We start from the raw sequence: 26,830 nt of genomic DNA on the forward strand, positions 1-26,830 counted from the left end.
GTTGCCCCCGCATAAGCGGGTCTTGATCACACCGCCCCCGCGCGGGCCACCTCCCTGTACAGCCGTTCGAGTTCCGCGACCTTCAGGGAACCGCGCTCGGCCTGGCTGATCAGCTTGCGATTGGACAGGCGATCACCGGCATCCAGCGGCCCTGCGTTTGAGAGAACGTCAGCCAACGAGCTGACCAGCGGATCGGGAAGCAGATCCGCCAGCAGGCCGTCCTCCACCAGTTCTCGGTAGGGCGCGATGTCGGAGAGCAGCAGCCGGCATCCGGCAGCCGCGGCTTCGAGCACCGATGAGCTTCGCTGGTCGGCCCGGGGAACCGAGATCGCCACTTCGCTCGCGCGCATCAGGCTGAACATCTCGGCCTGTCCGAGTGGCCGATCGATGACGGCGACCCGGCCTGCCAGATCTTGTGCCCGGGCGCGCAGAAGCGCGAGATATTCCTGCTGCGCGCGTCTGGCGGCGGCATGAGCCGGCTGGTGACCCGCCACCAACACGAGGAACAGGTCGGGCCGGACTCGCGCGGCACGGGTGAATGCCGCGAGAATCTCGTGGGTCCGGTAGACCTCCGACGTGCTGCGGACCGACAGGGCGACCGTGACTCCGGCCGGAATGCCGTACTTCGCGCGCGTCAACCGGGGATCGGCGTCGTTTCCGGCATCCAGCAGCGCGTCCGGTACCCCCCAGGAAAGGACTTTGATCCGTGAAGAGAGGACCCGGTATCGGCTCGCGACCAGCTCAGCCACCTCCCGGGAGGTCGGCACCACGCGTGCGGCCCGCCGGAGCGTCAGCCGAGCGACCAGCGCCCGGCCGGAATGCCGGTCCGCCGCACGCAGTTCGGATCCCCACGGAGTGATCACGACCGGCACTGCCGGGTGGGCCGGCAGCAGAAGGGAGAGCGCCCCGTGCACGCCGAGCGAATGGACGTGGATGACATCCGGCCGCGCCCGGCGTACCTCGCGGCGCAGCCAGTGCCCCCCTCGCGCTGCCCGCAGCGGCAGGCACGCCCCGCTGGGGGCGGACACGGCTCGCCAGCCGTCGGGACGCAGGTCCGGCTCATGCCAGCTGCAGACAGTCACCTGATGCCCCCGCATGGCCAGATCGTCCGCCCAGCGCCGGGTGTGCGCCGACGTGGCCGACGCGAGCAGGACGACGCGCAGCGGCGCGGCCGGCGCATCGCAGATGCCCAGCCGTCGGGCCTGGTCATGACCGGGCACGGCGCTCCTTGAGTACGAACCGGCCCTTGCCCGCCGCAGCCCGCAGCCGGCCGGCCGGACTGCGCGTGTAGCGGTCCCACGCGCTGGCCACTGCCGGCCATCGCGGGTCGGCGAGCACGCTTCCGGCCGCGGTCAGCAACGCGACGTGCAGGCAGTGGTACGCGAAACTGGCGGGCGCGGTGTGCCGGAGGTCGTACCTGGTCCAGTACCCCAGGTCGAATGCGGCCAGCGAGTCGCGGAGCCGGTCCGCCACGCGCTCGTGGGCAGCCCCGCTCTGATGCCGGCTCAGCTCGCAGAGACCGAAGAGGGCGAAGACCGCTCCGTTGAGAATGTGACTGACCGGGTCCGACGGGCATTCCTCGGGAAAAGGGCGACCCAGGTGGTCGTAGTGCGAGCAACCGCCCGCGTCCAGCGGCCGGAGCATCAGTTCGACCGCACCCTCGCTCGCATCGAGAAAGGACCGCTGGCCGGTCGTGGCGTATCCGCGCAGCATCACAGACACCGCAAGGCCCTGGGCCATGGCCGAGTACCAGCCCGGGCGCACCCCGTACCGGGGTACTGGTACCGGATAGCGCCATCCGCCGTTGCTGTCCTGGCTGGCGCGCAGCCATCCGGCTTGGGTCAGCAGAGCCCGCACGCCCTGCGACCGTTCGTCCCCAGTGGCCGGGTGCCGGCCGGCGGCGAGCGCGCCGGTGTGCTGTGCGAGCGCATACAGGCTGACCGAGACCGGGTTCCGGTAGTTCTCGCCGGTCGCGGCACGGGTCACCACCACGCGCTCGTGGTCGAGCGTGCTCCCGGCCGTCATCGGCCGCAGGTCGAGCGGGTACCTGCCCGGCTGGTCGGCGGTAATGTCACCCGGTGGCGTCGCGTCGACCGGGAAGCTCGGCCGCCGCAGATCACGTACCGCTTTCCCCGCCATGCCGGCCAGCGTCGTTCCGGCCCACGTCCTGTGGTGCTTCACGCCGGACTCTCCCTGCGGAGCAGCCCGCGTCGTCCCCGCGCGGCCAGTGCCTGGTGGTACAGCTCGTTCACCTGGCCGACTGTGTCGGTGATATCGAACTGCCGGAGCGCGAGTTCACGGCCCCGGTCGGCCATGCGGAGACGCGCTGCGGGATCGGCGAGCAGTACGTTCACGGCCTGTGCCAGTGCCGGGGGATCGGCGGGCGGGATCAACAGGCCGGTGTGGCCGTGCTGGACGGTGTCCGGCAGGCCACCGACGTCGGTCGCCACCACGCCCTTTCGCATGAGCAACGCCTCCACCACGGTATAGCAGGCGGATTCGTCCATGGACGGGTTCACCAGGACGTCCAGCCCGGCCATGACCGAGCTGATGTCGGACCGGAAGCCGGTGAAACGGATCCGGTCGGCGACGCCGAGCCGGGCGGCGCGGCATTCCAGCTCGCGCCGGTACTCCCCGTCACCGACCAACTCGTCACCGACCACGAAGAACCTGGCCTCGGGATACTGACGCAGGATCAGCGGGACGGCGTCGATGAAGACTTCATGCCCCTTGACACCGACCTGGCGGAACTCCCGCAGTTTGCTTGGATACATGTAGGCGACCATGCCGACGGCTGGCGTGTCGTCGGTGAGGCCGAACTCACGGCGGAACGCATCCGGCGGGGCTGCCGGGTCGAACCGGTGTACGTGGCAGCCGTAGTAGCTGACCGCGACCGACCGCGCTCCCATGGCCTGGTAGCGGCGCGCGATCGCCCGGCACGATCCGAGCACCAGATCGTCCCGGCGCAGCGAAAGCCGCTCCAGGATCCGGAAGGGCGCCATCCGTAGATGCACCAGTCCGGGAACCTGCGACACGACCAGCGCCGGCCGGTAGGCGGCCGACGCCACACGGGCGGCGAGCATCGCGATGATCAGGTGGGAATGAATGACATCCGGCTTGTATTCTCTGACGAACTTCATCAACCGCCACTGCGCAGCCATCAGCCCCGGCAGCTGCCTGATCCGACGGGACAGCCCGAACGGGATGATCTCCACCCGGACGCCCCGTACCCCGCGCAACTGGTGGGCGAGCGGTCCCTCTCGGGGCAACACCGCGCAGACCTCGTTGCCCAGCTCGGCCAGGCCCCGCACCTGATCGTGGAACCAGCTTCCACCGACGGCGGTCGAGGTGATCTGCAGGATGCGCAGCGGCCGGGAGGACTTCTCGATCCCAGCCGTACTCATCGCGCCCCCCCTGCCGGTACCGGTGCCGAAGCCCGAGCTGAGGCCGGTGCCGGTACCGGTCGTGGTACGTCGGCCGGAGCCGGCTTCGCAGCCAGGATGATCAGAAGCAGACCTGCCAACAGGGGCGGGACCAGCAGGATCTCGCCGAACACCGAGCAGACGCCGACACCGACCATGGCCAGTAGAGCCGCCTCGCCCGCAGGGTCGCCGGAGCGGATCGCGCGCCATGCCCGGCGGACGCCGAGCACGACAATCGCGCCGATTCCGACCGCGCCCACCAGGCCGGTCTGCGAGAGCACTGTCAGGTAGGTGTTGTGCGCGAATTCCAGGAGCGGGAACTGTAGGAACATGATCTCGTAATCACCAGTGGCTTGGTAATAGGCGGGCAATTGGTCGGCGAAGTTCAGATAGCCGACACCGAAAAGCGGGTGCGCCTCGAACATCCGCAGTGCGCTGCTCCACAGATCGAGCCGTACCGCGGAGTTGGCGTCCGGAACGCCGCCGAGGATCGAGTCGAACCGGGCCGCGATCGCGGCGGGCAGCAGCAGTACCAGGCAGGCCGCGCCGACGCTCAGGGCCAGGACGCCGCGAAGCGATCTGCGGGCGGCGTAGAGCGCGATCATCGCGATTCCCGCCAGGTAGGCCGCGCGGCTCAGCGAGTACGCAATCCCCAGAGTGAGCACGACAACCCCGGCACCGGTTGCCAACCTCGGCAGGCCCTTCCGGACGGCCTCATAGCGCCTGAGCAGGACTGCGGCCGCCATGACGAACAGGGCACCCACGGCGTTGTGGTTGGCCGCACCTTCTTGAGTGATGGCCAGAACAGCGGTGTCGGCAGGGGTGAGGTCCCCCTTCATGGCGAAGACGGACCCCGCCTGAACGATTTCGATCACGGCCAGAATCACGCTGCCCCAGCAGAACACCAGGAGCGCCCGGTCAAGCGCCGGTCCAGGTTCGATGATCAGTGGCAGCAGCAGCAGCGGCGCGCACGCCAGCAGCAGGTACTGCCAGTTGCCGGTGCCCTGCGGATCGGCGTCGTAGATCAGGGCGCTGGCGGCCGCTGCGTAACCGACCGTGCCGACGGTGATCAGTACGCCGGTCGGCTTCGGCCACACGATCCCGCTGCCGGCGACGACGCGACCCAGCAGGCAGATGAGCATCAAAGCGACCAGTCGTCTCGGGCTGATCAGCGAAGTCCCGACGTCCGACTGTGAAAGCGGGACCGCGGCCGCCAGCACATACAGCCCCGCGTCCGGGATCAGCACACAGGCCAGCACGATGACGACAAGCCCGGAGGCGCTCAGGACGGTGAAGGTGCTGATGGCGGGGCTGTACGCCATTGCGAGGTAGCCGACGCCCGCCGCGGTCAGGAGTCCCGCCGCCACTACGGGTGCTCCGCTGAACGGAACGGACCTCACCTGCCTCGGGTAAGCGTTCCGCCAGCGGTCGCCGACCGTCTTGAGCGACAGTCGCCCAAGCGACGGACGAGCGGGGGCGGCCGATACTTCCCCGGTGACGGGCTCGGCCGACTCGCGCGGGCGGGCGCGGACGCGCTGCCGCACCCCGCGGCCGAGCAGCACCGCAAAGACCAGATATCCGGCCGAGTTGGCCGCGCCAGCGCCGACCGCGGCATAGTGGGGGGTCAGGACTCCGAGGAACACGATGTTGACCACCGCGCCGACTACGGTGGCTGTGATCACCGGTCGAAGCAGGTCTGCAGCAGACAAGTACGCCTGGAGCGAGCGGCCTGTGCTGAACAGCACCAGGCCGGGGAGCATCGCCCAGATCACCTGCACGGCACCGGAGTACGGCCGCCCGTAGATCGCTGGGATCAGGACGGGGGCAGCTGCCGCCGCGACGGCTCCGGCCATCGCGGCGGCAGCCAACACGGTCCGGGCGATCCTCGCTGCCGCCCGCGCGTCGACGGCACCCGACGTCACCGCGGAAAACATCACCAGCGCGACCGCCGTCGGGAGCAGGAACATCGCCTCGGCCAGGGGCAGCGCCACGGCATACATGGCCACGGCCGTCGCACCGGCAAGCAACTGGATCACTGGCACATCGAGACGCATCATTCCGTAATGGATGAGGTTCGGGAGATAGGCCTTGATGGCGAAGCTGCCGAAGGTCCGGGCGGAAACCTGTTCGCCATCGTCGTGGACGCGGGCGGTGGCCGCGATCAGCAGAACCCCGGCGCAGAGCAGTTGCCCGGTCAGCGCCGACAGAAAGCAACTGGTGGGGGTCAGCGATCCCGCGGCGAGCAGGCCGCAGACTCCGATGAGGTGGAAGACCGCGGGGACGGTGCTCGCGCGGTTGTACGTCTTGATCCGCCCCCGACCGATCTCGGCGGTGCCGAGCAGTGTGGTCAGCAAGGTCACCGGGCACATGGCAGCCGCGACCAGCGCAAGCCTGAACGGCACGCCGAGCAGCACGACCGGCCAGAGATGACTGAGCAGCAGCCACAGCCCCGCCAGTGCCGAACCGGCAACCAGGGAAAACGCCACGCTCCACCGGACGATCTGCCGGAATGCGGTGTGCGAGGTTCCGGAGAACCGGGCGTTGGCGTTGTCCATACCCAGGACCGCGACGATGCTCAGCACAGTGGGGACCGAGATCATGACCGCGAACGTGGCCCGGCCCTGCACTCCAAGGTCCCGCGCCGCGATGACGCCCGCCGCGAAGCTCATGGCCGTGGCCAGCAGTCGCGTGGCCAGTGTGGCCCCGATCGCCGCCGGACTCACTCCCGGCAGCCGGACACGGAGGCTTTTCATGATCGGCTGCACCAGGGAAAGGCCTCCGGAGTCGCGAGACGGGGCAGTGCTGCGGCGGGCGGCGGATTTTCTTGCCGTCTCGGCAGGCAGGCACAACATAGCGGCACAAGTAACCAAAAGTAGCTATTCGAGCACGCAAAGTAGTAGCGTTTCTCGGCGTCGGCCGGCCCCAGCCGGCATCCCAGACGCCAGGAGAAGGCCCTTCCCGGCGCGGACGACCGGTCAGGACAGGGGAACACAGCTGTGACAGACCTCAGCGTGGTCGGCGCACGTCCGCAGTTCGTCGCGCTAGCCGAGCGCGTGGCAACTCGCCCGCCGCGGCCACGGGCACCTGATCGTGCACACCGGCCAGGCCGAGCAGACTTCGAGGATGCTCGCAGCGCTCTATCCGGTACTCGCGCGGGAGCGTCCGGACTGGGTACTGGCCTACGTCGACACCTACTCCCCGCTCGCCGGAACGCTCGCGGCGGCGGCGCGAGAACTGCCCATCGCGCACCTGGAGGCGGGCCTACGGTCCTTCGACCGGACGATGCCCGAGGAACGCAACCGGATCGTAGCCGATCATCCGGCGGACCTGCTGCTCGCCCCGACCACGGTGGCGATGGCCAATCTGGCCGCCGAGGGCCTGACCGCTCGCTCGATGCTGGTCGGCGATCTGATGGTGGATAAGCTGCGGATGATCAGGGACCAGTGGGCGGCGCCGGGTGGAGAGCGGCTTTCACCGTGCCTCCGGGTATCCGGGGCGGTACCTGATCGCCACCGTGCACCGGCAGGCAACGACCGCCGATCCGGACCGGCCGGCCGCGGTGGTGACGGCGCTCGCCGCATGCCCCAAGGCCGTTCGGCTGCTGGCACACCTACGGCTTGCCGCCAGAGCCCGGCAGTTCGGCATCGACCTGTCGGGTGGCTCACTGCGCGCCACCGACCCGCTGCCCTGCCGGAGCATGATCGCCTCGCTGCCGCCGGAGCCGACGGGCTGAGCACCGACTCCGGCGGCCTGCAGAAGGAGGCCTTGGCACTCAGGGGTGCAGCACACTGCGCCCCGAGACGGAGTGGCCGCAGACACTGCAAGCGGCTGGAACATCCTGGGGCCCGAGCCTCGAGAGCCGGCGGCGGCAGTGGCCGGGCCGCGGCCGGCCGGGCGAGCCGCCAACACCCTTCGGTGACGGTGAAGCCGCCGTCAGGATCATCGACGTACTGGCGCCACGGGCCAACGACGAGCCCATGGCTCAGCACGCCGTCAGGTGCGGCAGGGCGGCTTCGGCGGAGGTGAGGACATGAGGATCTGGATCTTCAACCACTACGCGGCGCCACCGGACTGCGCCGCCGGCACCCGGCACTACGAGCTGGGCCGGGTGTTGGCGGCGAAGGGGCACGACGTCACCATCTTCGCCAGCAGCTTCAGCCATTTCAGCAGGCGCGAGGAGCGGCTCGCGCCCGGCGAGAAGGTGGCCACCCGGACGATCGACAGCGTCCGCTTCGTCTGGGTCCGCACGCCGCCCTACACCGGCAACGGATACCGCCGCGTGCTGAACATGGCCCACTATGCGGCCCGGGTGCTCTCGACGCAGCGCGGCCTGAACCGGCCGGATGTGATCGTCGGCTCATCAGTACACCTGGCCGCGGTGCTCGCCGCCTGGCTGGCGGCCCGCGTCCGCCGCGCCCGCTTCGTCTTCGAGGTACGCGATCTGTGGCCGCAGACACTGATCGACATGGGCGCGCTGCGCGCGAACGGGCTGCCTGCCCGGCTTCTCCGTCTGGTCGAGTCCTTCTGCTGCCGGCGTGCGTCCGCCGTGATCTGCCTGCTGCCCGGTGCCGCCGACTACCTGAAGGCCCGCGGTCTCCCGGCCGACAAAATCCACTATGTGCCGAACGGGATCGCCGACTTCCCCCGGCCGATGGAACCGGGTGAGCCGGCCGACCCGGACGTCGCGGACCCCGGGGACCGGGCCGCCGACCTGATCGAGCGGATCAGGCGCTTTCGCAAGGACGGTCGTCTCACCGCCGGCTACATCGGCTCACACGGACCGGCCAACGGGGTGGCGACCATTGTCGCGGCTGCGGCGGAGTTGCGGGGCCCCGGCAATCCGCAGGTCGCTGTGGTGATGGTCGGCGACGGCCAGGAGAAGGCCGCGTGTCAACGGCTCGCTCACCGGCATGGCCTCGACAACGTGCTGTTCTGGCCGCCGGTGCCGAAGCAGGCCGTGCCGGCCGTGCTGGCCGAGCTGGACGTGACGCTGTTCTGCCTGCGCGATGTCGCGGTCTTCAAGTACGGCCTGAGCAGCAACAAGCTGTTCGACTACTTGGCGTCCGGCAAGCCCGTGCTGTTCGCGAGCAACGCGCCCGGCGGCCCGGTGCGCGAGTCCGGCGGCGGCGTGTGCGTGCCCGCCGAGTCACCGGCGGACATGGCGGACACGCTGGCCGGGCTGGCCGCGATGAGCGAGACCGAACGGGAGCGGATGGGCGAGCGCGGCCGCCGCTGGGTCTACCGGCATCACGGCATGACCGCGCTGGCAGGCGCATTCCTCGCCGCGGTCTCGGAACCGGCGCGGCGCGGGGGTCCGGTGACGGAGGCTCGGCTGTGACGCTGCACATCGTGGGCGCAGGCGGCTTCGGCAGGGAGACGCTGGACGCGGTGCGGGCGACGGCCGCGGCACCCGAGGTTGTCTTCGTGGACGAGCACCCGGCAGCCACCACGGTGGACGGCTGTCCGGTGCTGCTGCCCGGGCAGTTGGCTGCGTCCGGCCGGCAGCGGAACGAGTTCGTGGTCGCGATCGCCGACGCCGACGCGCGCCGCAGGCTGGCCGGGGAGTTCGAAGACCGCGGCCTGCGAGCGGCGACAGTGATCGACCCGCGTGCGGTTGTCTCCCCCGGCGCCAGGATCGGGCGTGGCTGCGTTGTGCTGGGTCAGGCGTTCATCTCCACCGGCACTGTCACCGGTGCACACGTCCAGGTCAACTACCAGGCCAGCATCGGTCACGACACGGTGCTCGAGGATTTCGTGACGATCCTGCCGGGGGCCAACATCGCCGGCAACGTGACCATCGGCGCCGGGTCCACGGTGGGCAGTAACGCCGCCGTGCTGCAGGGCCGGCGGATCGGGCCGTCCGTCATGGTCGGCGCCGCGGCTCTGGTGACCCGCGATGTCGCCGTCGGTCAGCTGGTCGTCGGCGTCCCCGCCAGGGTTCGGGAGCCCTGACCGTCCGGTTCGATCACGGGATCCCGAGCACCCGGCGTCCGCGCGGATCCCCTGCAGGAGTCCACGGCCGGCGCGAGCGACCGGTGCAGGTCCGGCAGCACGGGCAGGCCGGGCACCGCCGTGCCGCCGGTCAGGTCCCGATCGCGGGCCGTGACCAGACGCACTCCGGGCAGCGCGGCCGGGACCTGGGCGCGGTTCTGGCCCATCGCGCCCAGGTCGTGAACGCCCGCTCGTGATGCGCGGTCACCGGGCACCGACCGGCATCGGCTGATCCGTGGCATTCGGCGACGCGGTTGCCCGGCCGACGGCGGTGGTCACCGCGTCGGCGATCTCGGTCACCTCGGCCTCGGTCAGCCGGTGGTGCACCGGCAGCGAGAGCATCGCCTGGGCGACGGCCTCGGTCACCGGCAGTGCCGCGGCGTCCCCGGTGCCGCCGTCCCGCCGGGCGAAGATCGGCTGCCGGTGTACCGGCGGGAAGTAGATCCGTGCTTCGATGCCCTGGTCCAACAGGTCGGCGAGCACTTGGTCGCGGACGCCGGGAAGCAGGCAGGTGTAGAGCATCCGGCTTCCCCGGGCATCGGGTAGCTGATGCGGCGTCGTCAGGCGGGGCAGCCCGGCCAGCCGCCGGGTCAGTGATTCCGCGATCAGCTGTTTGCGCCCCAGGATGCCGTCCAGCTTGCGCAGCTGCACCCGGCCGATCGCGGCCTGCATCTCGGTCAGCCGCCAGTTGTACCCGAGGCTCTCATGCTGGTACAGCCCGGTCTGACCATGGTTGCGGAGCAGTTTCAGCCGCTCCGCGACGCCCGGGTCGTTGGTCAGCACCATGCCGCCCTCACCGGTGGTGATGTTCTTGGTAGGGGTGAAGCTGAACATGGCCGACCGGCCGAAGGTGCCGACCGGTCTGCCGCGGTACTCGGCGCCGGCCGCCTGCGCGGCGTCCTCCAGCAACGGCACGCCGGCCGCGCCGCATACCCGCGCCAGCCCGTCGAGGTCACCGGGCTGCCCGGCGTAGTGGACGGTCATGACCGCCCGCGTTGCCGGGGTGATCCGGGCCGCGACCGATACCGGGTCGAGGTTGAAGGTCCGGGGGTCGATGTCGGCGAACACCGGGGTGGCCCCGACGTGGCACACCGATGTCGCGGTGGCGACGAAGGTCATCGACGGGACGATCACCTCGTCGCCGGGGCCGAGGCCCTCGGCGAGCAACATCGCATGCAGCGCGGCCGTGCCGGTGCAGAACGTCACACCGAACCGCGCCTGATGCCGGTCGGCGAACTCCTGCGCGAAGGCCTCGTTCTCCGCGCCGTTGGTGAGAACACCGCTGCGCAGAACTCTGCGTACCGCCTCACCCTCCTCCTCACCGAGATCGGGACTGGCAAGCCGGATACGGAGGTTGCTGTCAGCCACCTGAGAGCATCCCTTCTGGTTTGCGGGCGATCGGATCGTTGTCGTGGCTGGCGGTGGCTCCACCCCCGGCCAGGACCGTCCAGACGGTGAGGAACAAGATGGCCAGGTCGAGCCGGAAGCTCGGGCGGAGGACGTAACGCAGATCCCACTCGATGCGCTCCGGCCAGCTCAGCCGCTGTCGCCCATGCACCTGCGCCAGGCCGGTCAGGCCTGGGCTGGCCAGCAGCCGCAACTGCTGACGATCGGTGTACCGGCTTACCTGGTAGGGCAAGGTCGGCCTGGGCCCGACCAGGCTCATCTGTCCGCGCAGCACATTGACCAGCTGTGGCAACTCGTCAAGGGACGTGCGGCGCAGCACCCGGCCGACCGCGGTCACCCGCGCAGTATCGGCGTCACCCGGTTTCTCCGCGCCGGCCGGAACACTCCGCATCGTGCGCAGTTTCAGCAGGACGAACGGGCGACCGTCGCGGCCGACCCGCTGCTGCCGGAACAGTACGGGTCTGCCATGCGCGAGCAGGTGCGCCAGCGCGGCGATCGCGCAGAGCAGAGCGGCCGGCACGATGATCAGGCTGACCACGACCAGGTCCAGCAGTCGCTTGCCGCGGTACGACCTGCGGTGAGGCACCCGGTCGCCGACCCGGGCGCCGCCGGGCCCTGCAGCGGGCGCCTCCGGGATCACCGGGTCTGCCGGGTACCGGCCTGACAGAGGCGGAGCGGTCATCTGCTGGCCTCCGCTTTTCCGGGCTGGCCGGGCTGGGCGGGCAGCGCGGGCTGGCCGGCCGACTCCTCGGGTCCGGGTGCGACGGCGAGACGCGCCAGGGCGGCGCGTACCTCATCGGCATCGGTGAGGTGACCGATCCCGATGACCTCACCGGCATCGAGTACGGGCACCGGCACCTGCCTGACCAGCGGATGCCTCGGCCGGTGGTCCGGCTCCCCCTTGCCCAGCAGGTCTTCGGTCAGCTTTTCGCCGGGCCGCAGTCCGGTGAAGACGATCTCGACGTGCCGCGATGCCGAGGCGGCCATGCGACGGGCGAGGTCGACGATGCGGACCTGGTCTCCCATATCAAGGACGAGGACCTCACCGCTCTCCCCGACGGTCACGGCCTGCAGCACTAGTTGGACGGCTTCGGTGGCTGTCATGAAGTAGCGAGCGACCTGAGGGTGAGTCACGGTGACCGGGCCGCCCGCAGCGATCTGCGCGGACAGCGAGCCGAGCAGCGAACCCCGGCTGCCCAGGACGTTGCCGAATCTGACGGACACCCAGGTCCCGGGGAACTCACCGGCCATGTGGGCGGTGAGCCGCTCGGTGAGCCGTTTGGAGGTGCCGAGGACACTGACCGGGTCGGCCGCCTTGTCGGTGGAGACGTTCACGAACGACCGCACGCCACAGGCCGCAGCCGCTTGCAGCACGTTCAGCGTGCCGGCCACGTTCGTCTTCAGCGCCTCGGCCGGATACCGCTCGAGCAGCGGCAGGTGTTTCACCGCCGCCGTGTGGAACACGATCTCGGGGCGGGTCTGCGCGAAGACCTCGCGGATACGGGAGGCATCTGTGATGTCCGCGAGTACGACCTCGTCGGAATCGAGCAGCGCACGGCCGTGCAGCGCGAGCTGGATCGCGTGCAGAGCTGATTCGTCCCGGTCGAGCATCACCAGCGACGCGGGACCCAGCCGGTGCAACTGGCGGCACAGCTCCGAACCGATCGAGCCGCCGGCGCCGGTGACAAGGATGCGGCGTCCGGCGAACTGGGCGGCAGCCGACTCAAGGTCCAGCCGGATCGGATCGCGGCCCAGCAGCTGAGTGATCCGCGGGTCGCGGACGTCGTCGATCCGCGCCGGTCCGGCGACCAGTTCCTCAACGCGCGGAATCACCTTGGTGATCAGGCCGATCGACTCGGCCAGTGTGATCAGCTCGCGGATCACCTGGCCGCCCCGGCACCCGCCGGCGATCGCGATCACCATGACCGTCGCCCCGGTCTCGGCAGCGACCTCCGCGAGCCGGTCCCGCCCGCCGCGCACACGGATACCGCAGATACGCAGTCGGCGCTTGCCTGGGTCGTCATCCAGCAGGGCAACCGGTTGGTACCGCGCGCCAGGCTGACCGATCAGCCGCTGCACCAGTTGCGTTCCGGCGCTGCCCGCACCGAACACGATCACCTTGACGGCGGTCGGCGCGGGCTGTCTCGGCCTGCGCCGGATGGCCGCGACTGCGGCCCTCACGGTGATCATGGCAAGCACGCCGACCAGGCCGGCGAGGCCGGCCACGCCTGGCTTGTCGTCCACCAGGGGAAGCCCCACCTGGCAGATGCCCTCCAGAAGGAGCCCGGTCAGCCCGGCGGAGACCAGCACGGCGCTCAACTCCGCGCCGGTCTCGGCCTGATAGCGCCCGGAGTAGAGCCCGCACACGGCCCCGGCCAGTACCGCTGCTGTCGATGTGACAGCACAGATGATCACCAGATCGCCTGGTCCGACGAGCGGATCGGAAGCGCCGCTGGTGATCAGGCCGGCAATCAACAGGCCGCAAGTCCATGCGATCGCGTCTATGGCGGCGTGCACCGCCGGTCGGCGGTACCTGGCGGCAACGCCAGACCAACCACCCGGCGCAACGCGGCTTTCCTGTGCAGTGTGGAACTCCGCAGGATGAACCGCTGTCAGCTTGTCGTTGCCCGCGCATTCCCCACGCAAGGTGAACCCCGATCAGCAGGTTGTCATGTGCCAAAGGCCTATTCCGACACTTTGCCGACGGCATGTCCACAGACGCCGCCGCATCCTTTTGGGTGGATCACAATATTTCTTGTGTTCTGACAGACTTGACTTTCTGTGGGTACGATTTCGTTGCTCGGCTGGATGAGTCCCGCTGCACCGCTTCTTGAGCGGGCGGGCGCCCCTTGAGGTTCACTCAAGCGGCCCGACTACTTCCCGCACGGCTGGATACGCACCTTGGTGGTCTGCGGCCAAGCCAACGGCTGCAAGGGCACCACGGGGGCGCGGTCCGAAGCCGGTTCCAGCAGACGAATGTCCACTTCTCGCGTCTGACCGGGCAGAAGTTCCACCTGCGTCCCGAGTACGGGGTGACCGCGCTCCTCGGTCGACGACAACAGAAGTCGCCGCCCGTCCAGCGTCCCACCGGTGAACCGCGCACCGGAACTGGCGTACAGCGAAAGCCAGATGCTTGTGGACCCCCGGAGGTGTGAGCGCCGGGGATCGTCGGAACGGAGAGGTACGAGGGCAGGCAGGCCCCCAGCGGGAACGGTGTTTGTCAGCCTGATTCGCACCACGCTGGAACGAGTACCGCCCTCGCAAGGACCAAGCTCGTAGGTCAGCGACCGCCGCAGATAGTAGTCCATTTTGTTGCCTGCGGAATTGTTGACCACGAGATAGGCGAACGGCCCTGTTCTCTCGGGGACGTCGCCGGCCAGCCCGGCTTCTTCGAGTGCCGACTCGGTGGAGGCATCTCTGCTCCACACACGCAGTCGGCCGTCGTCGGCGTTCTGCCGCAGTGCGTGGAGGAGGGCCACCGAATCATGGTGGCGACCCAGCAAGGCAGCAGCGACTGACTGTGCGAGCTGCACCAGGAAACGCTTTCGTTCGATGTTGCTGTACGACGCGTAAAGGGTGCTCTCGGTGAGCTCTACGGTGTTATCCGCCGTCAGCTGCTTTCCGTCCGGAAGTCGGACCGCGCCCGTGGCTCTAAGGACACGGGCGAGTCCCACAGGATCGGTCGCGATGGCCCCATCGAGACGCTGCCCCGTATGCCGCTGCCACAAGCCCGCCCAGATCTGCGCCGCATAGGGAAAATGAGCGGACAGATTGGAATTGGCCAGCCCCTGCGTGCTCTCAGCAGCTCCGTACCGGCGGTCGAACGCCGGTCCGAAGTTCGCCACGGGGGTGGAGGTGCGCGGCAGCGTGTCATCCGACGCGAAGTCGTGCAAAGTGATGCGACCACGGTCGGCGGTCAAGATGCCAAAGGTGCCTACGAGACCACCGGTGCCCCGGGCCTCGGCATTGTTCTGGAAGGCCAGAAAGTAGGAGCGTGGGCCCGAGGCACCCAGAAGAGGCATCAGCAGCCGCGTCGTCGCCTCCGCCTCGGAGACCGAGTCGGAAAGGCGTGCCACTCTGTCGGAGAGCCGCTGCCGTGCCGTGTCGAGGCGACCGACCACTGTCGAGCCGGGCAGGCCATTCAAACTCGTTTCGATTCCGGTCAGCTGACGGTCCACATTCCCCAGCAGGTCCGTGGCAGCCGAAAGCCGACGGAGGTCGACGCGACCGTGGGACACGGTCCGGCCGGACGCGAGCATCTGATGCAGTCGCACAGCCTCCGGCAGCACCCCGGTGGCCATCTCGTCGGCGGCGACACTCAGCCCCCGGGCAGAACGGAGCGGTGGACCCATCAGTGGGAGGCCCTCGGCCACGCTCCACAGCGGCGTGCCGGCCGCGCTCCGGGCGGCAGCTGCGTGTCTTCGGATGTCGCCCAACCCCTCGGCTGAGGGCCGGTGATGACGGGCCATCTCCGTCTGCAGTCGGTCAGTGGCCACCTGAGCCGCAGCAAGATTGCTCTGGACCGCGCGGACCTCCCACACCAGGAAACCGGCCGACGAGGCGGACAACAGACCGACGGCTCCGGCAACCCAGAGGAAGCCCCGGTGGCGGCGCCGTAACATCAGAGCCGCGAATGCCCGCGCACTCTCCACAGCGCCCTTCCGGCTGCACGCTGGGTCCTTCCCTGCCTTCATTGCCTACCCATGAATCGAAGGGTCCACCGCAACCAAGCATTTTTCTTGGATCAGTAATGACAGTCACTAAGAGCCTTGCAAGCGTCACCACGCCGGATGGCGGGAAACTTGGCCCGAACGGCCTAGCCTCGATCGCTCACACTGAAGTTCAAAAGGCTCACGGCGTGAAGCTTTCGATTCTTCGGTTGAGAACCGGCATCACATCCGCGTGTACTCGATGTGTTCCTGAATTAAGCGCCGCGCATCGCCTCCGATCGCCCATAAGAGTGGATATGTGGCGCGCAGGAAAACCGGGTGGGGTGAGCAGAAGTTGAACGTAGGTCGACTCTCTCTCGCCCCCGAACGGAGAAGTCCAGTGACCCGCTCCTTTCCATCGATCCCGGCAGCCAGACCCGTGATCGGTGAGGCCGAAATCGCTGCGGCCGTACGCGTTCTGCGTAGTGGCCGTGTCGTCCAGGGTCCAGAAGTGGCCGCGTTTGAAGACGAGTTCTCCGAGTTGGTCGCCGGACGCGCCTGCGTAGCGGTCAACTCCGGAACCTCCGCCCTGCAGCTGAGCCTCATGGCCCTGGGCATCGGACCGGGAGACGAGGTCGTGGTGCCCTCGTTCTCGTTCGCGGCGACCGCCAACGCAGTACGCCTGGTAGGCGCCGATCCCGTCTTCGCCGACATCACGCCTGGCACCTACTGCCTCGACCCGCTCGCCGCGTCAGCGATGATCGGTCCGCGCACCGCGGCCCTCATGCCGGTGCATCTGTACGGGCACCCCGCGCCCATGGACCAGCTGATGGAGCTTGCCGCACGCCATGGGCTCGCCGTACTGGAGGACGCGTGCCAGGCGCACGGAGCCACGCTGCACGGACGCCCCGTCGGCAGCTTCGGTGAGGCAGGATGCTTCAGCTTCTATCCGACGAAGAACATGCACGCTCTTGAGGGCGGCATCATTTCGACCGGCGATCCGCACCTCGCCCGCACCCTTCGGCTTTTGCGGAACCAAGGCATGGAGCAACGATACGAGAACGAGATCGTCGGCGCCAACATGCGGATGACCGACGTCGCGGCGGCCGTCGGCCGTGAGCAGCTGAAGCAGCTACCAGCCTGGACGGAGCAGCGGAGAGCCAACGCCAAGGTGCTCGACTCCCACATCGAGGGACTGTCTGTTCCGCATGAGGCGGACGGCGCGCGGCACGTCTACCACCAGTACACGGTCCGCATCCCGGGCGGTCTTAGGGATTCCGTGCAGCAGGACCTGGCGCAACAGGGCATCGGCAGCACGGTGTACTACCCGACCCCGATCCACCGACTCAGGCCCTATCAGGACCACGGCAGGCCATCCCTCCCCGAGACCGATCGGGCAGCTGCCGAGGTTCTGTCCCTCCCGGTTCACCCGACCCTGGGGCGGGCCGAGCTGGAGCGGATCGCACAGGCCGTGAGCGATGCCGGAGGAGCACAGTGAGCCGGCGCACCCTGCGGGCCGGACTCATCGGTCTTGGAGCCATGGGACGCAACCACGCGCGGGTGCTGTCGTCGCTTGACGGTGTCGAGCTGGTGGGCGTCATGGACCCGGCAGGCGATTGCACGGGGGCAGGCCGGAACACCCCCGTCGTCGCCACCCTGCCCGAGCTGCTCGCGCTTGGACTCGACTACGCGGTGGTTGCCTGTCCCACGGCGTTGCACGAGGAGGTCGGCCTGGCCTTGGCCGAGAACGGCGTGTCCGCGCTGATCGAGAAGCCGCTCGCCCACTCAGCGACGGCCGCACAACGGCTGGTCGACGCCTTCGACAGAGCCGGATTGGTCGCCGGTGTCGGACACATCGAGCGGTTCAACCCGGCACTGCAGAGCCTGCGTTCCCGCCTCGAGGCGGGAGAACTCGGGGAGGTCTTCCAAGTGGTCACGCGCCGCCAGGGGCCCTTCCCGCACCGCATCGCCGACGTCGGGGTCGTCAAGGACCTGGCAACCCACGACATCGACCTCACCGGTTGGGTCACCGGCCACCACTATGTCTCGGTCTCGGCGCGCACGGTGTCCAAGAGCGGCCGCCCCCATGAGGACATGGTCTCCGTGGTCGGCGACCTCAGCGACGGCACCCTGGTCAGCCACCTCGTCAACTGGCTCAGCCCCCACAAAGAGCGCTACACGGCGGTGACCGGCGAGCGTGGCTGCCTCGTCGCCGACACTCTCACGGCAGACCTGACCTTCCACGCCAACGGAGCGGTGACCACCGAGTGGGAGGCGCTGCGCGCCTTCCGCGGCGTAGCCGAGGGCGACATGGTCCGCTACGCCATCCCCAAGCGCGAGCCGCTCCTGGTCGAGCACGAGCGGTTCCGTGATGCCGTGGACGGCAAAGCGACGGACATCGTCACTCTCGATCAGGGGCTGACGACGGTCGAGGTGGCGGAGGCGGTCCTCGACTCGGCACTGAGGAAGGCGTCCGTGAGCCTGCGACGCCCGCAAACGCCAACCCTGGCAATGGTCACCCAGCGGTCGTGACGAGCACCCCTGCCGAGCGCCAGAACCAGCCGGTTCGGCGAGCCGGTCACCAGGTGCAGACGTCAGGAAGAACCTGTGGCTCGGGCGCGAGTTGGGCCTGTGCGCGTGCCCTGCCGCTCGCACGAGCGGTGTGCGGAGTGATCGTCCACCACGAGGTGCGCACCGCCTCCCGCCCGCAACTACCACCTGCAAGCCTCGGCGTTCGCCGGGGAGCCCCTCGCCCACGCGCGGTAGGCGGCGCCCACGTCGACGCCGGACGGGAAGACAAGCACGCGACGCCTCTGGTGGAGACGGTTCGCTTGCTCGAAAACCTGTCTACCTGGGACTTCGTCCGTTCGTCAGACCAGCTGGCCGCTGAACAAGCCGAGTTGGAAAGGGCTCAGCAAGCCGTACCCAGAGCAGTCTGTGCTCGTTGCTCAGCACATGAACCTCAGCGGGAACGTGGCGTCTCCGCAGGTGCGGATCGCGCCCGGTGCGCAGGTCGACGAGTCAGCCGTGCTGAGCCCTGGTACCACTGTGTGGGAGTTCGCGCAGATTCGCGAGGAAGCCGTGCTCGGCTGTGACTGCGTCGTGGGCCGGGGTGTCTACGTGGGACCTGGGGTGAAGATCGGCCACAGGGTCAAGATTCAGAACCATGCGCTGGTGTATGAGCCTGCCGAGCTGGCCGACGGCGTCTTCGTCGGGCCTGCGGTCGTCCTCACGAACGACCACAATCCTCGCGCCGTCGACGCGGACGGACGTCTGAAACGCGCCGGTGACTGGGAGGCGGTCGGCGTCCGGGTCGCTGAGGGCGCGTCACTCGGCGCGCGCTCAGTGTGTGTGGCTCCGGTCAGCATCGGCCGCTGGGCGATGGTCGCCGCGGGGGCCGTCGTCACCAAGGATGTGCCGGATTTCGCCCTCGTTGCCGGTGTCCCTGCCCATCAGATCGGATGGGTGGGACGAGCCGGCGAGCGTCTGCGCGCACTGCCCGATCGGGTCGGATTCTGGGAGTGCCCGAGTAAGGGGATTCACTACGCAGAGAAAAACGGAATTCTGACGGAGCTTTCAGCTCAATACCGAGAAAAGTTGAGCCCGTGAAGGTCATGAGCGTAGTGGGAGCGCGCCCCCAATTCGTGAAGCTTGCCGCAGTCGCCGCAGCGTTCGGCAACACGGACCATTATCATACGATCGTCCATACCGGCCAGCACTACGACGCCGGTCTGTCCGACGTCTTCTTCACCGGCCTCTCCATTCCTGAGCCCGATGTGCACCTGGGCGTGGGCTCAGGCACCCACGGCGTGCAGACCGGTACCATTCTGGCGGCCCTCGATCCCGTCATCGCCGCCGCACATCCCGAATGGGTGCTGGTTTACGGAGACACCAACTCAACTCTTGCCGGCGCCCTTTCCGCGGCCAAACAGCACATCCCCGTTGCCCACCTGGAAGCGGGCCTGCGCTCTTTCAACCGGCGGATGCCCGAGGAGCACAACCGCGTCCTCACCGACCACGCTGCCGATCTGCTGCTCGCGCCCACCGAGGAGGCGGTGGACCACCTGGCAGCCGAGGGCCTGGCCGACCGCGCGGTCCTGACCGGGGACGTCATGGTCGACGTCTGCCTGCGCATCAGGGACAAGGTGCTGAGGGACAAAGCCACCGCCGCACTTCCGGCCTCCCTCGACGCCCAGGAGCCCTACCTCTTCGCCACATTGCACCGGGCCGAGAACACGGATCATCCCGAGCGCCTGGCCGCTCTCGTGAACGCCCTGGCCAGTCTGCCGGTTCCCGTCGCCCTGGCCGCCCATCCCCGGCTGCTTGCACGTGCCGAGGACTTCGGCATCAAGCTCGACCACGGCTCTCTCCGTATCAGCCGCCCCCTTCCCTACGCCGAGCTGATCCGCACGGTGCTCGGCTCGCGCGGCGTGATCACCGACTCGGGAGGACTCCAGAAAGAGGCGTTCCTGCTGGAGCGCGTCTGCACGACACTCCGTACGGAGACGGAATGGCCTGAGACGCTCCGGGGCGGCTGGAACACACTCGTGCCGGATCCTCGTGAACCGGGCTCCCAGGCATGGCCCGACATCGTCCTGCGCCCTGCGCCCGAGAGCTCCCGCGACATGCCGTACGGCGATGGGAAAGCAGCACCCCGCGTGGTGCGGGCGCTGGAAGATCACCTGAGCGGATCTCAGGCCCGCTGAGCCGTCGGCGACGGCGCACCAAGCACGATCACCTCGGCCCCGGCCCATCGATCGGGGTCAGTGATCCGCCGCCCGTCGACCACGACGCGCACCTGCGGGAACCGGTCGGATCCGAGCTCCCGGTACTCGCCGTGGTCGGCTTGGACGACGGCGGCGGTGACTGTCTGGCCGCTGTACGGCGGCAGGCCGAGTGCGCTCAGCTCATGGGCCCTGTACAGCGGGTCAGACACGTACGGTTCGGCGCCCCGCGACCGCAGCGCCTCGACGACGGGGAACACCCCGGAGAACGCGGTCTCCTTGACGCCGCCCCGATAGGCCGCGCCCAATACCAGCACGCCAGCGCCGGACAGGTCGCCGTACACATCCGCAAGCCGCCGTACCGCGTACTCGGGCATCGAGGCATTGGTCGCACGGGCCTCTCGTACGACCGTCGCGTCCGAGTCGTTCCACAGGTACATCTGCGGATAGACGGGAATGCAGTGACCGCCTACGGCGATGCCGGGCCGGTGGATGTGGCTGTAGGGCTGCGAGTTGCAGGCGTCGATCACCAGGTCCACATCGATGCCGGTGCGGTCCGCGAACCGTGCGAACTGGTTCGCCAGCCCGATGTTCACGTCACGGTAAGTTGTCTCGGCCAGCTTCGCGAACTCCGCGGCCTCTGCCGAGCCGAGGTCCCAGACACCGTTGGGGCGAGGCAGCTCGTCACGTACGTCGAAGTCGAGGAGGGACTCGTAGAACTCGACACCTCGGCGCGCGGATGCCGCGTCGATGCCGCCGAGCAGCTTGGGGTAGCGGCACAGGTCGGCGAATACACGTCCGGTCAGCACCCGTTCAGGGCTGAAGACTACAGCGAAGTCCCGGCCCGCGGTCAGCCCGCTGCTCTGCTCGAGCATGGGCGCCCAGCGCCCTCGCGTGGTACCGACGGGCAGTGTCGTCTCGTACGACACGAGTGTGCCGGGCCGCAGCCCGCGTGCCACAGCCTGCGTCGCTTTATCCATCCAGCCGAAGTCGGGGGTGCCCCGGGCGTCGACGTATACCGGAACGACCAGGACTACCGCCTCGGCCCGCATGACCGCCGCGGTCGTGTCGGTGGTGGCCAGCAACCGCCCCTCCGCGACGACGCTCTTCAGCCTCTCAGCGAGTCCGGCCTCGCCGGGGAACGGCTCAACGCCCTCATTGACCAGGTGCACGACGTGTCCGTCCACGTCGGCGCCGATGACGTGGTGGCCTTTTGCAGCGAACTGGACAGCCAGCGGCAGGCCGATCTTTCCGAGCGCCACTACACAGATCTGCACGGCTACTTTCCTCCGAGAGGCCACAAGATGCGCAGGCGACCGAAGAGAGTCGACACGCATTGGCAGAGAGTTCGCACTGCGCACCCTATCTCTGCAGTTTCATTTCAGTGAGCCGACACAAAAGGGTCGCACCATCGTCTGAGCGAAGCCATGTCGGCAGGACGCGTGAAGGCACGGCCCTCGGTGATCGGGAGTTATTCAATTGGGGTGACATGGCGAAGCCCCCCGTCGTTGGTGTGGTGATCTCACTCAGCACGCCATCGGCCGGGGGGTTTCGTTGGTTCCATATCCTTCCATGCTCGACGTCCCGTACGAGCTGGTTGAGCACGTCTCGTGGCCCATCTACGCCCGAAGGAACGAACTTCGCACGCGCTGAAGTAAGTTGGGGTGCTTCAAGCAAGCCCTGCTGGTGCTGGCCCACCTGCGGAAGAACGAGACCCTCGCACAGGTGGCCGCCGGCTTCGGAGTGTCGGAAGCGACCGCCTGGCGCTACGTCGGCGAGACCGTGGAGGTGCTGGCCGCGTGGGCACCGGGTCTGCACGAAGCCCTCGTCGGTCTGAGTGAAGGCGACTTCGTCATCGTCGACGGCACACTGATCCCCACCGACCGGATCGCGGCCGACGAGCCGTACTACTCGCAAAAACAAAAGGCTGCGACCACTCTGCCGGTCAGGTCGTGAGCGCCTTGTTCGCCCCGGACGAAGTGCGATTGGTCGTCGAGGTCGTCTCCCCTGAATCCGCTCGCCGCGACCGCACGGTCAAGCTCCGCAAATACGCGGAGGCCGGGTTCCCGCACTACTGGTGCATCGAGGAGGAGGACGGGGTTCCCGTCGTCCACGTCTACCAGCTTGACGAACCCACCCACGCCTACGCGCCCGTCGGCACCTTCCGGGGCACTCTCCAACGCCCCGTGCCCTTCGAGATCATCTCGACCTCGACAAACTCCCTCCTCAACGGAGCAGCTGAAAGTCAGCACCATGTCAGCACGTGAACACTGAGGGGGCGGACTCAACGGAGTCCGCCCCCTGTTGACCTGGGCGCTTGACGGATTACCTGGCGGAGAGTGGCGAATCGATCACACGTTGAAGCGGAACTCCACGACGTCCCCGTCCTGCATGACGTAGTCCTTGCCCTCCATCCGCGCCTTCCCCTTCGCGCGGGCCTCGGCCACCGAGCCGGTCTCGACCAGGTCGTCGAAGGAGATGACCTCCGCCTTGATGAAGCCCTTCTGGAAGTCTGTGTGGATCACGCCGGCGGCCTCGGGGGCGGTGGCGCCCTTCTTGATGGTCCAGGCGCGGGACTCCTTGGGACCGGCCGTGAGGTAGGTCTGGAGGCCGAGGGTGTTGAAGCCGACACGGGCGAGGGTGGTGAGGCCCGGCTCCTCGGCGCCGACCGACTCCAGGAGCTCCATCGCGTCCGCCTCGTCGAGCTCCGCGAGGTCCGCCTCCAGCTTGGCGTTGAGGAAGATCGCCTCGGCGGGGGCGACCAGGGCGCGCTGCTCGTCCTTGAAGGACTCGTCGACCAGTTCGTCCTCGTCGACGTTGAAGACGTAGAGGAACGGCTTCGTCGTCAGCAGGTGCAGGTCGTGCAGGAGTTCCTCGTTGCCGGAGCCCTGGACGATGCCCGCGGAGAACAGCGTGTCGCCCTTCTCCAGGATCTCCTTCGCCGCCTCGACCGCCGCGACCTTCGCCACCACGTCCTTCTTGATCCGCGACTCCTTCTGGAGGCGGGGCAGGACCTTCTCGATGGTCTGGAGGTCGGCCAGGATCAGCTCGGTGTTGATCGTCTCGATGTCGTCCTTGGGCGAGACCTTGCCGTCGACGTGGACGACGTTCTCGTCCTTGAAGGCCCGGATGACCTGGCAGATCGCGTCGGACTCACGGATGTTCGCGAGGAACTTGTTGCCCAGGCCCTCACCCTCGGAGGCGCCCTTCACGATGCCGGCGATGTCCACGAAGTCGACGGTGGCGGGAAGGATCTTCTGCGAGGAGAAGATCTCGGCCAGTTTCGTCAGGCGCGGGTCCGGGACACCGACCACGCCGACGTTCGGCTCGATCGTGGCGAACGGGTAGTTGGCCGCCAGCACGTCGTTCTTGGTCAGGGCGTTGAACAGGGTCGACTTGCCGACATTCGGCAGGCCGACGATTCCGATCGTGAGCGACACGTTGCGACTTCCCGTACGTGAGAGGAGACGTGAGGAGACTGGCGGCCAGGGGGCCGATCCACCAGTCTACGGCGTGCCGCAGCACGCCCCGGCGTCCCTCTCGAACGGATGGCCAAGGTCTTTCCCACGGCGTGTCTCAAGAGCGATTCCGCACATAAACAGACCTAGGTTGGTCCAGTGGAGCAACACAGGAGCCGCCCCCCGCACAACGGAACGCGACGCCCGGCCCCCGGAGCACCGCTGCCCGCGCAAGCCCGCGGCGAGCGCCGGCCACCGGTCGCCCGCCGCCCGCCGCCCCCCGTCGTCCAGACCCTGCGACGGCTGCCCAACCCCCGGCTCACCGGGCTCGGCGGCGGCCTGTTCTGCGCCGGGCTCATGCTCGTGCTCGGCTTCCTCGTCTCCGTGCTGTTCGGCTCGTCGCTGACGCTGTACGGCGTGCTGTTCGTGCCGGTCAGTGTGCTGACGTCGGTCTGGATGCGCCGGGGCGATCTGCTGAGCGCCCCGGTCATCGTCCCGATCGCCTTCGCCGTCGGGCTCGTCCCGCTCACCGACAGCGGCGGCGGCACCTCGGGCCGTCTGATGGGCATGTTCACCGCGCTGGCGACCCAGGCCGGCTGGCTCTACGCCGGCACGCTGGCCGCCGGTCTCATCGCACTGGTCCGCAGGATCCGCCTGGTACGGGACCGCTCGCGCTGACGCTCACGCCGACCGACGGCACGGGGCACGGCTCCCGGGCCGCTCGGCCCTGGGCCGCGCGCGACGGGCGGGAGCGGCACCGGCCGACCGGTGGACCGCCACCCGCAATCGCCGCACCGCACACTGAGCCGGTGGCAGTCGGAGTGACCTCGGCGCGAGGCCGGTGGTCGCCGACAGCACTCCCTCACCGGAACCGGGCCCGCCACCGGGCAGGCCCGCACCGTCCGCGCCGGTCACGGCGCCGCCCGACCAGTGGACCGCCACCCGGGATCGCCGCACCGCATACTGAGCCGGTGGCCGTCGGAGTGACCTCCGCGCGAGGCCGATGGCCGCCGACAGCACTCCCTCACCGAAACCGGGCCCGCCGCCGGGCAGGCCCGCACCGTCCGCGCCGGTCACGGCGCCGCCAGGGAGCAGGAGCGCCGGGTCCCGCCCCGCACCCCTGCTCCCCCGCTTCCTTCACCCCTGCGCCGCCCGCATCGCCGCCCCTACGATCCCCGCGTTGTTCTGCAGCTGCGCCGGGACGATCTCGGCCTTGATGCCCTCGATGTGGGGCAGGAACTTCTGGGCCTTGCGGCTGACGCCGCCGCCGATGATGAACAGCTCGGGCGAGAAGAGCATCTCGACGTGGGCCAGGTACTTCTGGACGCGGTGGGCCCAGTGCTCCCAGGTGAGCTCCTCGACCTCCCTGGCCCTGCTGGAGGCCTTCTTCTCGGCGTCGTGGCCGTGCAGTTCCAGGTGGCCCAGTTCCGAGTTGGGGACGAGGACGCCGTCGACGAAGAGCGCGCTGCCGATGCCGGTGCCGAAGGTGAGCAGGATGACGGTGCCCTTGCGGTCCTTGCCCGCGCCGAAGTTCATCTCGGCGACGCCCGCCGCGTCCGCGTCGTTGACCACGGTCACCGGCAGCCCGCCGAGCCGGTCGCTGAACAGGGCGCGCGCGTCGGTGTCGATCCAGCTCTTGTCGACATTTGCGGCCGTACGGATGTGGGACCCGTCGGTGACCACGCCCGGGAAGGTCAGCCCCACCGGTCCCGTCCACCCGAAGTGGTCCACGACCTGCTTCACCCCGTCGGCCACACCGTCGGGCGTCGCCGGGTGCGGGGTGAGCACTTTGTGGCGCTCCTGGGTGAGGTCGCCCTTGTCCAGGTCCACAGGGGCGCCCTTGATCCCGGATCCGCCGATGTCCAAGCCGAAGATCTGCATGGCAATACGTTACGACGGACGACGGACAGTCACGCCTGCGAGGTCCCCTTACGCTCCGCGACCAGCGCCGCGGCCTCCTCGCGCAGGTCGCGCCGCAGCTCCTTCGGGAGGGAGAAGGTGATGGACTCCTCGGCCGCCTTCACGAGTTCCACGTCGCCGTAGCCGCGCTGCGACAGCCACTCCAGGACCTCCTCGACGAGCACCTCCGGCACCGAGGCGCCCGAGGTCACGCCGACCGTGGTCACGCCCTCCAGCCAGGTCTCCTCGATCTCGCTCGCGAAGTCCACGAGGTAGGCCTCGCGGGAGCCGGCGAGCTTGGCGACCTCGACGAGCCGCTTGGAGTTGGAGGAGTTGCGGGAGCCGACCACGATGACCAGCTCGGCCTCGGCGCCCATCTGCTTGACCGCGAGCTGGCGGTTCTGCGTGGCGTAGCAGATGTCGTCGCTGGGCGGGGAGATGAGCTGCGGGAACTTCTCCTTGAGGGCGTCGACGGTCTCCATGGTCTCGTCGACGCTCAGGGTCGTCTGGGAGAGCCACACGATCTTCGACGGGTCACGGACCTCGACCTTGGCGACATCGGCCGGGCCGTCGACGAGCTGGATGTGCTCGGGGGCCTCGCCGGAGGTGCCGATGACCTCCTCGTGGCCCTCGTGCCCGATCAGGAGGATGTCGTAGTCCTCGTTCGCGAAGCGGACCGCTTCCTTGTGGACCTTGGTGACGAGCGGGCAGGTCGCGTCGATGGTGGCGAGCTTTCCGCGCGCGGCCTCATCGTGGACGACGGGGGCGACGCCGTGCGCCGAGAACATGACGATGTTGCCCGGCGGGACCTCCTCCGTCCGTTCGACGAAGACGGCGCCCTTCTTCTCCAGGGTCTGTACGACGTACTTGTTGTGGACGATCTCGTGCCGGACGTACACCGGAGCGCCGTACTGCTCCAGGGCTTTCTCGACGGCGATCACGGCGCGGTCCACACCCGCGCAGTAGCCACGGGGGGCGGCGAGCAGGACACGGCGGCCAGGCGAAGCAGTCATGCGTCCCATCGTAAGGCCGCGTTCGGCCGGTCGAAGATCGCGTGCACATGACCTTCCCAGGAAGACTGGCCGGCAGACGGGGGCGCGACGGACGAGGCACAGGTGGTGGGCACGGTCTGGTTCCTGGTCGGGCTGGGGGGTGCTGGTCACCCAGCGCGGCCGGTAGTTCGTCGACCGGGACGGCGCGTTGCACAGACGTCAGGGCCGGCGCAGGCCGTGGGCGCGGTGTGGCTCGTGAGCGGGCCCGGGGTCGGGCGCGGCGCACGT

General features: G+C 68.8%; 21 protein-coding genes and 3 pseudogenes. 11 read left to right on the forward strand and 13 right to left on the reverse strand.

Going from position 1 to position 26,830, the window contains the following annotated elements; translation table 11 throughout:
• Nucleotides 1–26: 26 nt before the first annotated feature.
• Genes ABZT06_RS22555 through ABZT06_RS22570 form a run of 4 tightly spaced genes read right to left on the reverse strand, consistent with a single transcriptional unit; the run spans nucleotide 27 to nucleotide 6,187 of the window.
• Entirely contained in the window at nucleotides 27–1,220 is a 1,194-nt protein-coding gene (locus ABZT06_RS22555) for a glycosyltransferase family 4 protein (RefSeq protein ID WP_355743532.1), read from the reverse strand.
• Entirely contained in the window at nucleotides 1,207–2,181 is a 975-nt protein-coding gene (locus tag ABZT06_RS22560) for a D-glucuronyl C5-epimerase family protein (protein ID WP_355743535.1), read from the reverse strand. The genes ABZT06_RS22555 and ABZT06_RS22560 overlap by 14 nt, the downstream gene beginning before the upstream one ends.
• Nucleotides 2,178–3,404 (reverse strand): glycosyltransferase family 4 protein, encoded by a 1,227-nt coding sequence (locus tag ABZT06_RS22565; RefSeq protein ID WP_355743538.1) that lies wholly within the window; start codon nucleotides 3,402–3,404, stop codon nucleotides 2,178–2,180. Before ABZT06_RS22565 ends, ABZT06_RS22560 begins: the two co-directional genes overlap by 4 nt.
• On the reverse strand, nucleotides 3,401–6,187 hold the full coding sequence (locus tag ABZT06_RS22570) for an O-antigen ligase family protein (protein ID WP_355743541.1): 2,787 nt from the start codon (nucleotides 6,185–6,187) through the stop codon (nucleotides 3,401–3,403). The genes ABZT06_RS22565 and ABZT06_RS22570 overlap by 4 nt, the downstream gene beginning before the upstream one ends.
• A gap of 358 nt (nucleotides 6,188–6,545) precedes the next feature.
• Between ABZT06_RS22570 and ABZT06_RS22575 the strand changes: the two are divergent.
• From ABZT06_RS22575 to ABZT06_RS22590, 4 genes and pseudogenes are all read left to right on the forward strand, one after another.
• A pseudogene (locus ABZT06_RS22575) lies at nucleotides 6,546–6,812 on the forward strand (UDP-N-acetylglucosamine 2-epimerase); the annotation flags it as partial.
• A gap of 67 nt (nucleotides 6,813–6,879) precedes the next feature.
• Nucleotides 6,880–7,155, forward strand: a complete 276-nt coding sequence (locus tag ABZT06_RS22580; RefSeq protein ID WP_355743887.1) for a hypothetical protein — start codon at nucleotides 6,880–6,882, stop codon at nucleotides 7,153–7,155.
• A gap of 297 nt (nucleotides 7,156–7,452) precedes the next feature.
• Nucleotides 7,453–8,760: a glycosyltransferase family 4 protein gene (locus ABZT06_RS22585; RefSeq protein WP_355743544.1), complete on the forward strand. Its 1,308-nt coding sequence runs from the start codon at nucleotides 7,453–7,455 to the stop codon at nucleotides 8,758–8,760.
• Nucleotides 8,757–9,374: an acetyltransferase gene (locus tag ABZT06_RS22590; protein WP_355743547.1), complete on the forward strand. Its 618-nt coding sequence runs from the start codon at nucleotides 8,757–8,759 to the stop codon at nucleotides 9,372–9,374. Before ABZT06_RS22585 ends, ABZT06_RS22590 begins: the two co-directional genes overlap by 4 nt.
• Here the strand turns inward: ABZT06_RS22590 and ABZT06_RS22595 are convergent.
• From ABZT06_RS22595 to ABZT06_RS22615, 5 genes are all read right to left on the reverse strand, one after another.
• Nucleotides 9,332–9,580: a hypothetical protein gene (locus ABZT06_RS22595; RefSeq protein ID WP_355743550.1), complete on the reverse strand. Its 249-nt coding sequence runs from the start codon at nucleotides 9,578–9,580 to the stop codon at nucleotides 9,332–9,334. The genes ABZT06_RS22590 and ABZT06_RS22595 overlap by 43 nt on opposite strands.
• Before the next feature lie 37 nt (nucleotides 9,581–9,617).
• Complete coding sequence (locus ABZT06_RS22600) at nucleotides 9,618–10,781, reverse strand: DegT/DnrJ/EryC1/StrS family aminotransferase (protein ID WP_355743553.1); 1,164 nt, start codon at nucleotides 10,779–10,781, stop codon at nucleotides 9,618–9,620.
• The gene (locus ABZT06_RS22605; protein WP_355743866.1) at nucleotides 10,774–11,406 is read right to left on the reverse strand and encodes a sugar transferase; all 633 of its coding nucleotides are present in this window, start codon (nucleotides 11,404–11,406) and stop codon (nucleotides 10,774–10,776) included. The genes ABZT06_RS22600 and ABZT06_RS22605 overlap by 8 nt, the downstream gene beginning before the upstream one ends.
• Before the next feature lie 92 nt (nucleotides 11,407–11,498).
• Nucleotides 11,499–13,466 (reverse strand): SDR family NAD(P)-dependent oxidoreductase, encoded by a 1,968-nt coding sequence (locus tag ABZT06_RS22610; protein WP_355743556.1) that lies wholly within the window; start codon nucleotides 13,464–13,466, stop codon nucleotides 11,499–11,501.
• A gap of 227 nt (nucleotides 13,467–13,693) precedes the next feature.
• Nucleotides 13,694–15,193 (reverse strand): DUF4012 domain-containing protein, encoded by a 1,500-nt coding sequence (locus ABZT06_RS22615; protein WP_355743559.1) that lies wholly within the window; start codon nucleotides 15,191–15,193, stop codon nucleotides 13,694–13,696.
• A 676-nt stretch (nucleotides 15,194–15,869) separates the two neighbouring features.
• On the opposite strand from ABZT06_RS22615, the gene ABZT06_RS22620 reads away from it, so the two are divergent.
• The 4 genes from ABZT06_RS22620 (at nucleotide 15,870) to wecB (ending at nucleotide 20,175) form a co-directional block, all read left to right on the forward strand.
• Nucleotides 15,870–16,967, forward strand: a complete 1,098-nt coding sequence (locus ABZT06_RS22620) for a DegT/DnrJ/EryC1/StrS family aminotransferase (RefSeq protein WP_355743562.1) — start codon at nucleotides 15,870–15,872, stop codon at nucleotides 16,965–16,967.
• Between the two features lie 41 nt (nucleotides 16,968–17,008).
• Nucleotides 17,009–18,001, forward strand: coding sequence for a Gfo/Idh/MocA family oxidoreductase (locus tag ABZT06_RS22625; protein ID WP_355743869.1), 993 nt, complete (start codon nucleotides 17,009–17,011; stop codon nucleotides 17,999–18,001).
• Nucleotides 18,002–18,424: 423 nt separating this feature from the next.
• On the forward strand, nucleotides 18,425–19,078 hold the full coding sequence (locus tag ABZT06_RS22630) for an acyltransferase (protein WP_355743564.1): 654 nt from the start codon (nucleotides 18,425–18,427) through the stop codon (nucleotides 19,076–19,078).
• A complete protein-coding gene (gene wecB, locus ABZT06_RS22635) occupies nucleotides 19,075–20,175 on the forward strand; it encodes a UDP-N-acetylglucosamine 2-epimerase (non-hydrolyzing) (RefSeq protein WP_355743567.1) in 1,101 nt (366 codons plus the stop codon). The genes ABZT06_RS22630 and wecB overlap by 4 nt, the downstream gene beginning before the upstream one ends.
• On the opposite strand, the gene ABZT06_RS22640 is transcribed toward wecB, so the two are convergent.
• Complete coding sequence (locus tag ABZT06_RS22640; RefSeq protein WP_355743570.1) at nucleotides 20,163–21,470, reverse strand: nucleotide sugar dehydrogenase; 1,308 nt, start codon at nucleotides 21,468–21,470, stop codon at nucleotides 20,163–20,165. The two genes, wecB and ABZT06_RS22640, sit on opposite strands and share 13 nt — an antisense overlap.
• 236 nt (nucleotides 21,471–21,706) lie before the next feature.
• On the opposite strand from ABZT06_RS22640, the pseudogene ABZT06_RS22645 reads away from it, so the two are divergent.
• Nucleotides 21,707–22,113: pseudogene (locus ABZT06_RS22645) on the forward strand (transposase family protein); the annotation flags it as partial.
• A gap of 44 nt (nucleotides 22,114–22,157) precedes the next feature.
• Nucleotides 22,158–22,435: pseudogene (locus ABZT06_RS22650) on the forward strand (Uma2 family endonuclease); the annotation flags it as partial.
• A 109-nt stretch (nucleotides 22,436–22,544) separates the two neighbouring features.
• Here the strand turns inward: ABZT06_RS22650 and ychF are convergent.
• Entirely contained in the window at nucleotides 22,545–23,633 is a 1,089-nt protein-coding gene (gene ychF, locus ABZT06_RS22655; protein ID WP_355743573.1) for a redox-regulated ATPase YchF, read from the reverse strand.
• Between the two features lie 177 nt (nucleotides 23,634–23,810).
• On the opposite strand from ychF, the gene ABZT06_RS22660 reads away from it, so the two are divergent.
• The gene (locus ABZT06_RS22660; protein ID WP_355743577.1) at nucleotides 23,811–24,329 is read left to right on the forward strand and encodes a DUF6542 domain-containing protein; all 519 of its coding nucleotides are present in this window, start codon (nucleotides 23,811–23,813) and stop codon (nucleotides 24,327–24,329) included.
• Between the two features lie 459 nt (nucleotides 24,330–24,788).
• Here ABZT06_RS22660 and ppgK read toward each other — a convergent pair whose 3' ends face one another.
• Entirely contained in the window at nucleotides 24,789–25,532 is a 744-nt protein-coding gene (gene ppgK, locus ABZT06_RS22665; RefSeq protein ID WP_355743580.1) for a polyphosphate--glucose phosphotransferase, read from the reverse strand.
• Nucleotides 25,533–25,561: 29 nt separating this feature from the next.
• Nucleotides 25,562–26,572 carry a 4-hydroxy-3-methylbut-2-enyl diphosphate reductase gene (locus ABZT06_RS22670; RefSeq protein ID WP_355743583.1) on the reverse strand — a complete coding sequence of 337 codons (1,011 nt, stop codon included), beginning with the start codon at nucleotides 26,570–26,572 and terminating at the stop codon, nucleotides 25,562–25,564.
• Between the last annotated feature and the right edge of the window lie 258 nt (nucleotides 26,573–26,830).

Source organism: Streptomyces sp. NPDC005483, from assembly GCF_040606035.1.
Lineage (GTDB): Bacteria > Actinomycetota > Actinomycetes > Streptomycetales > Streptomycetaceae > Streptomyces.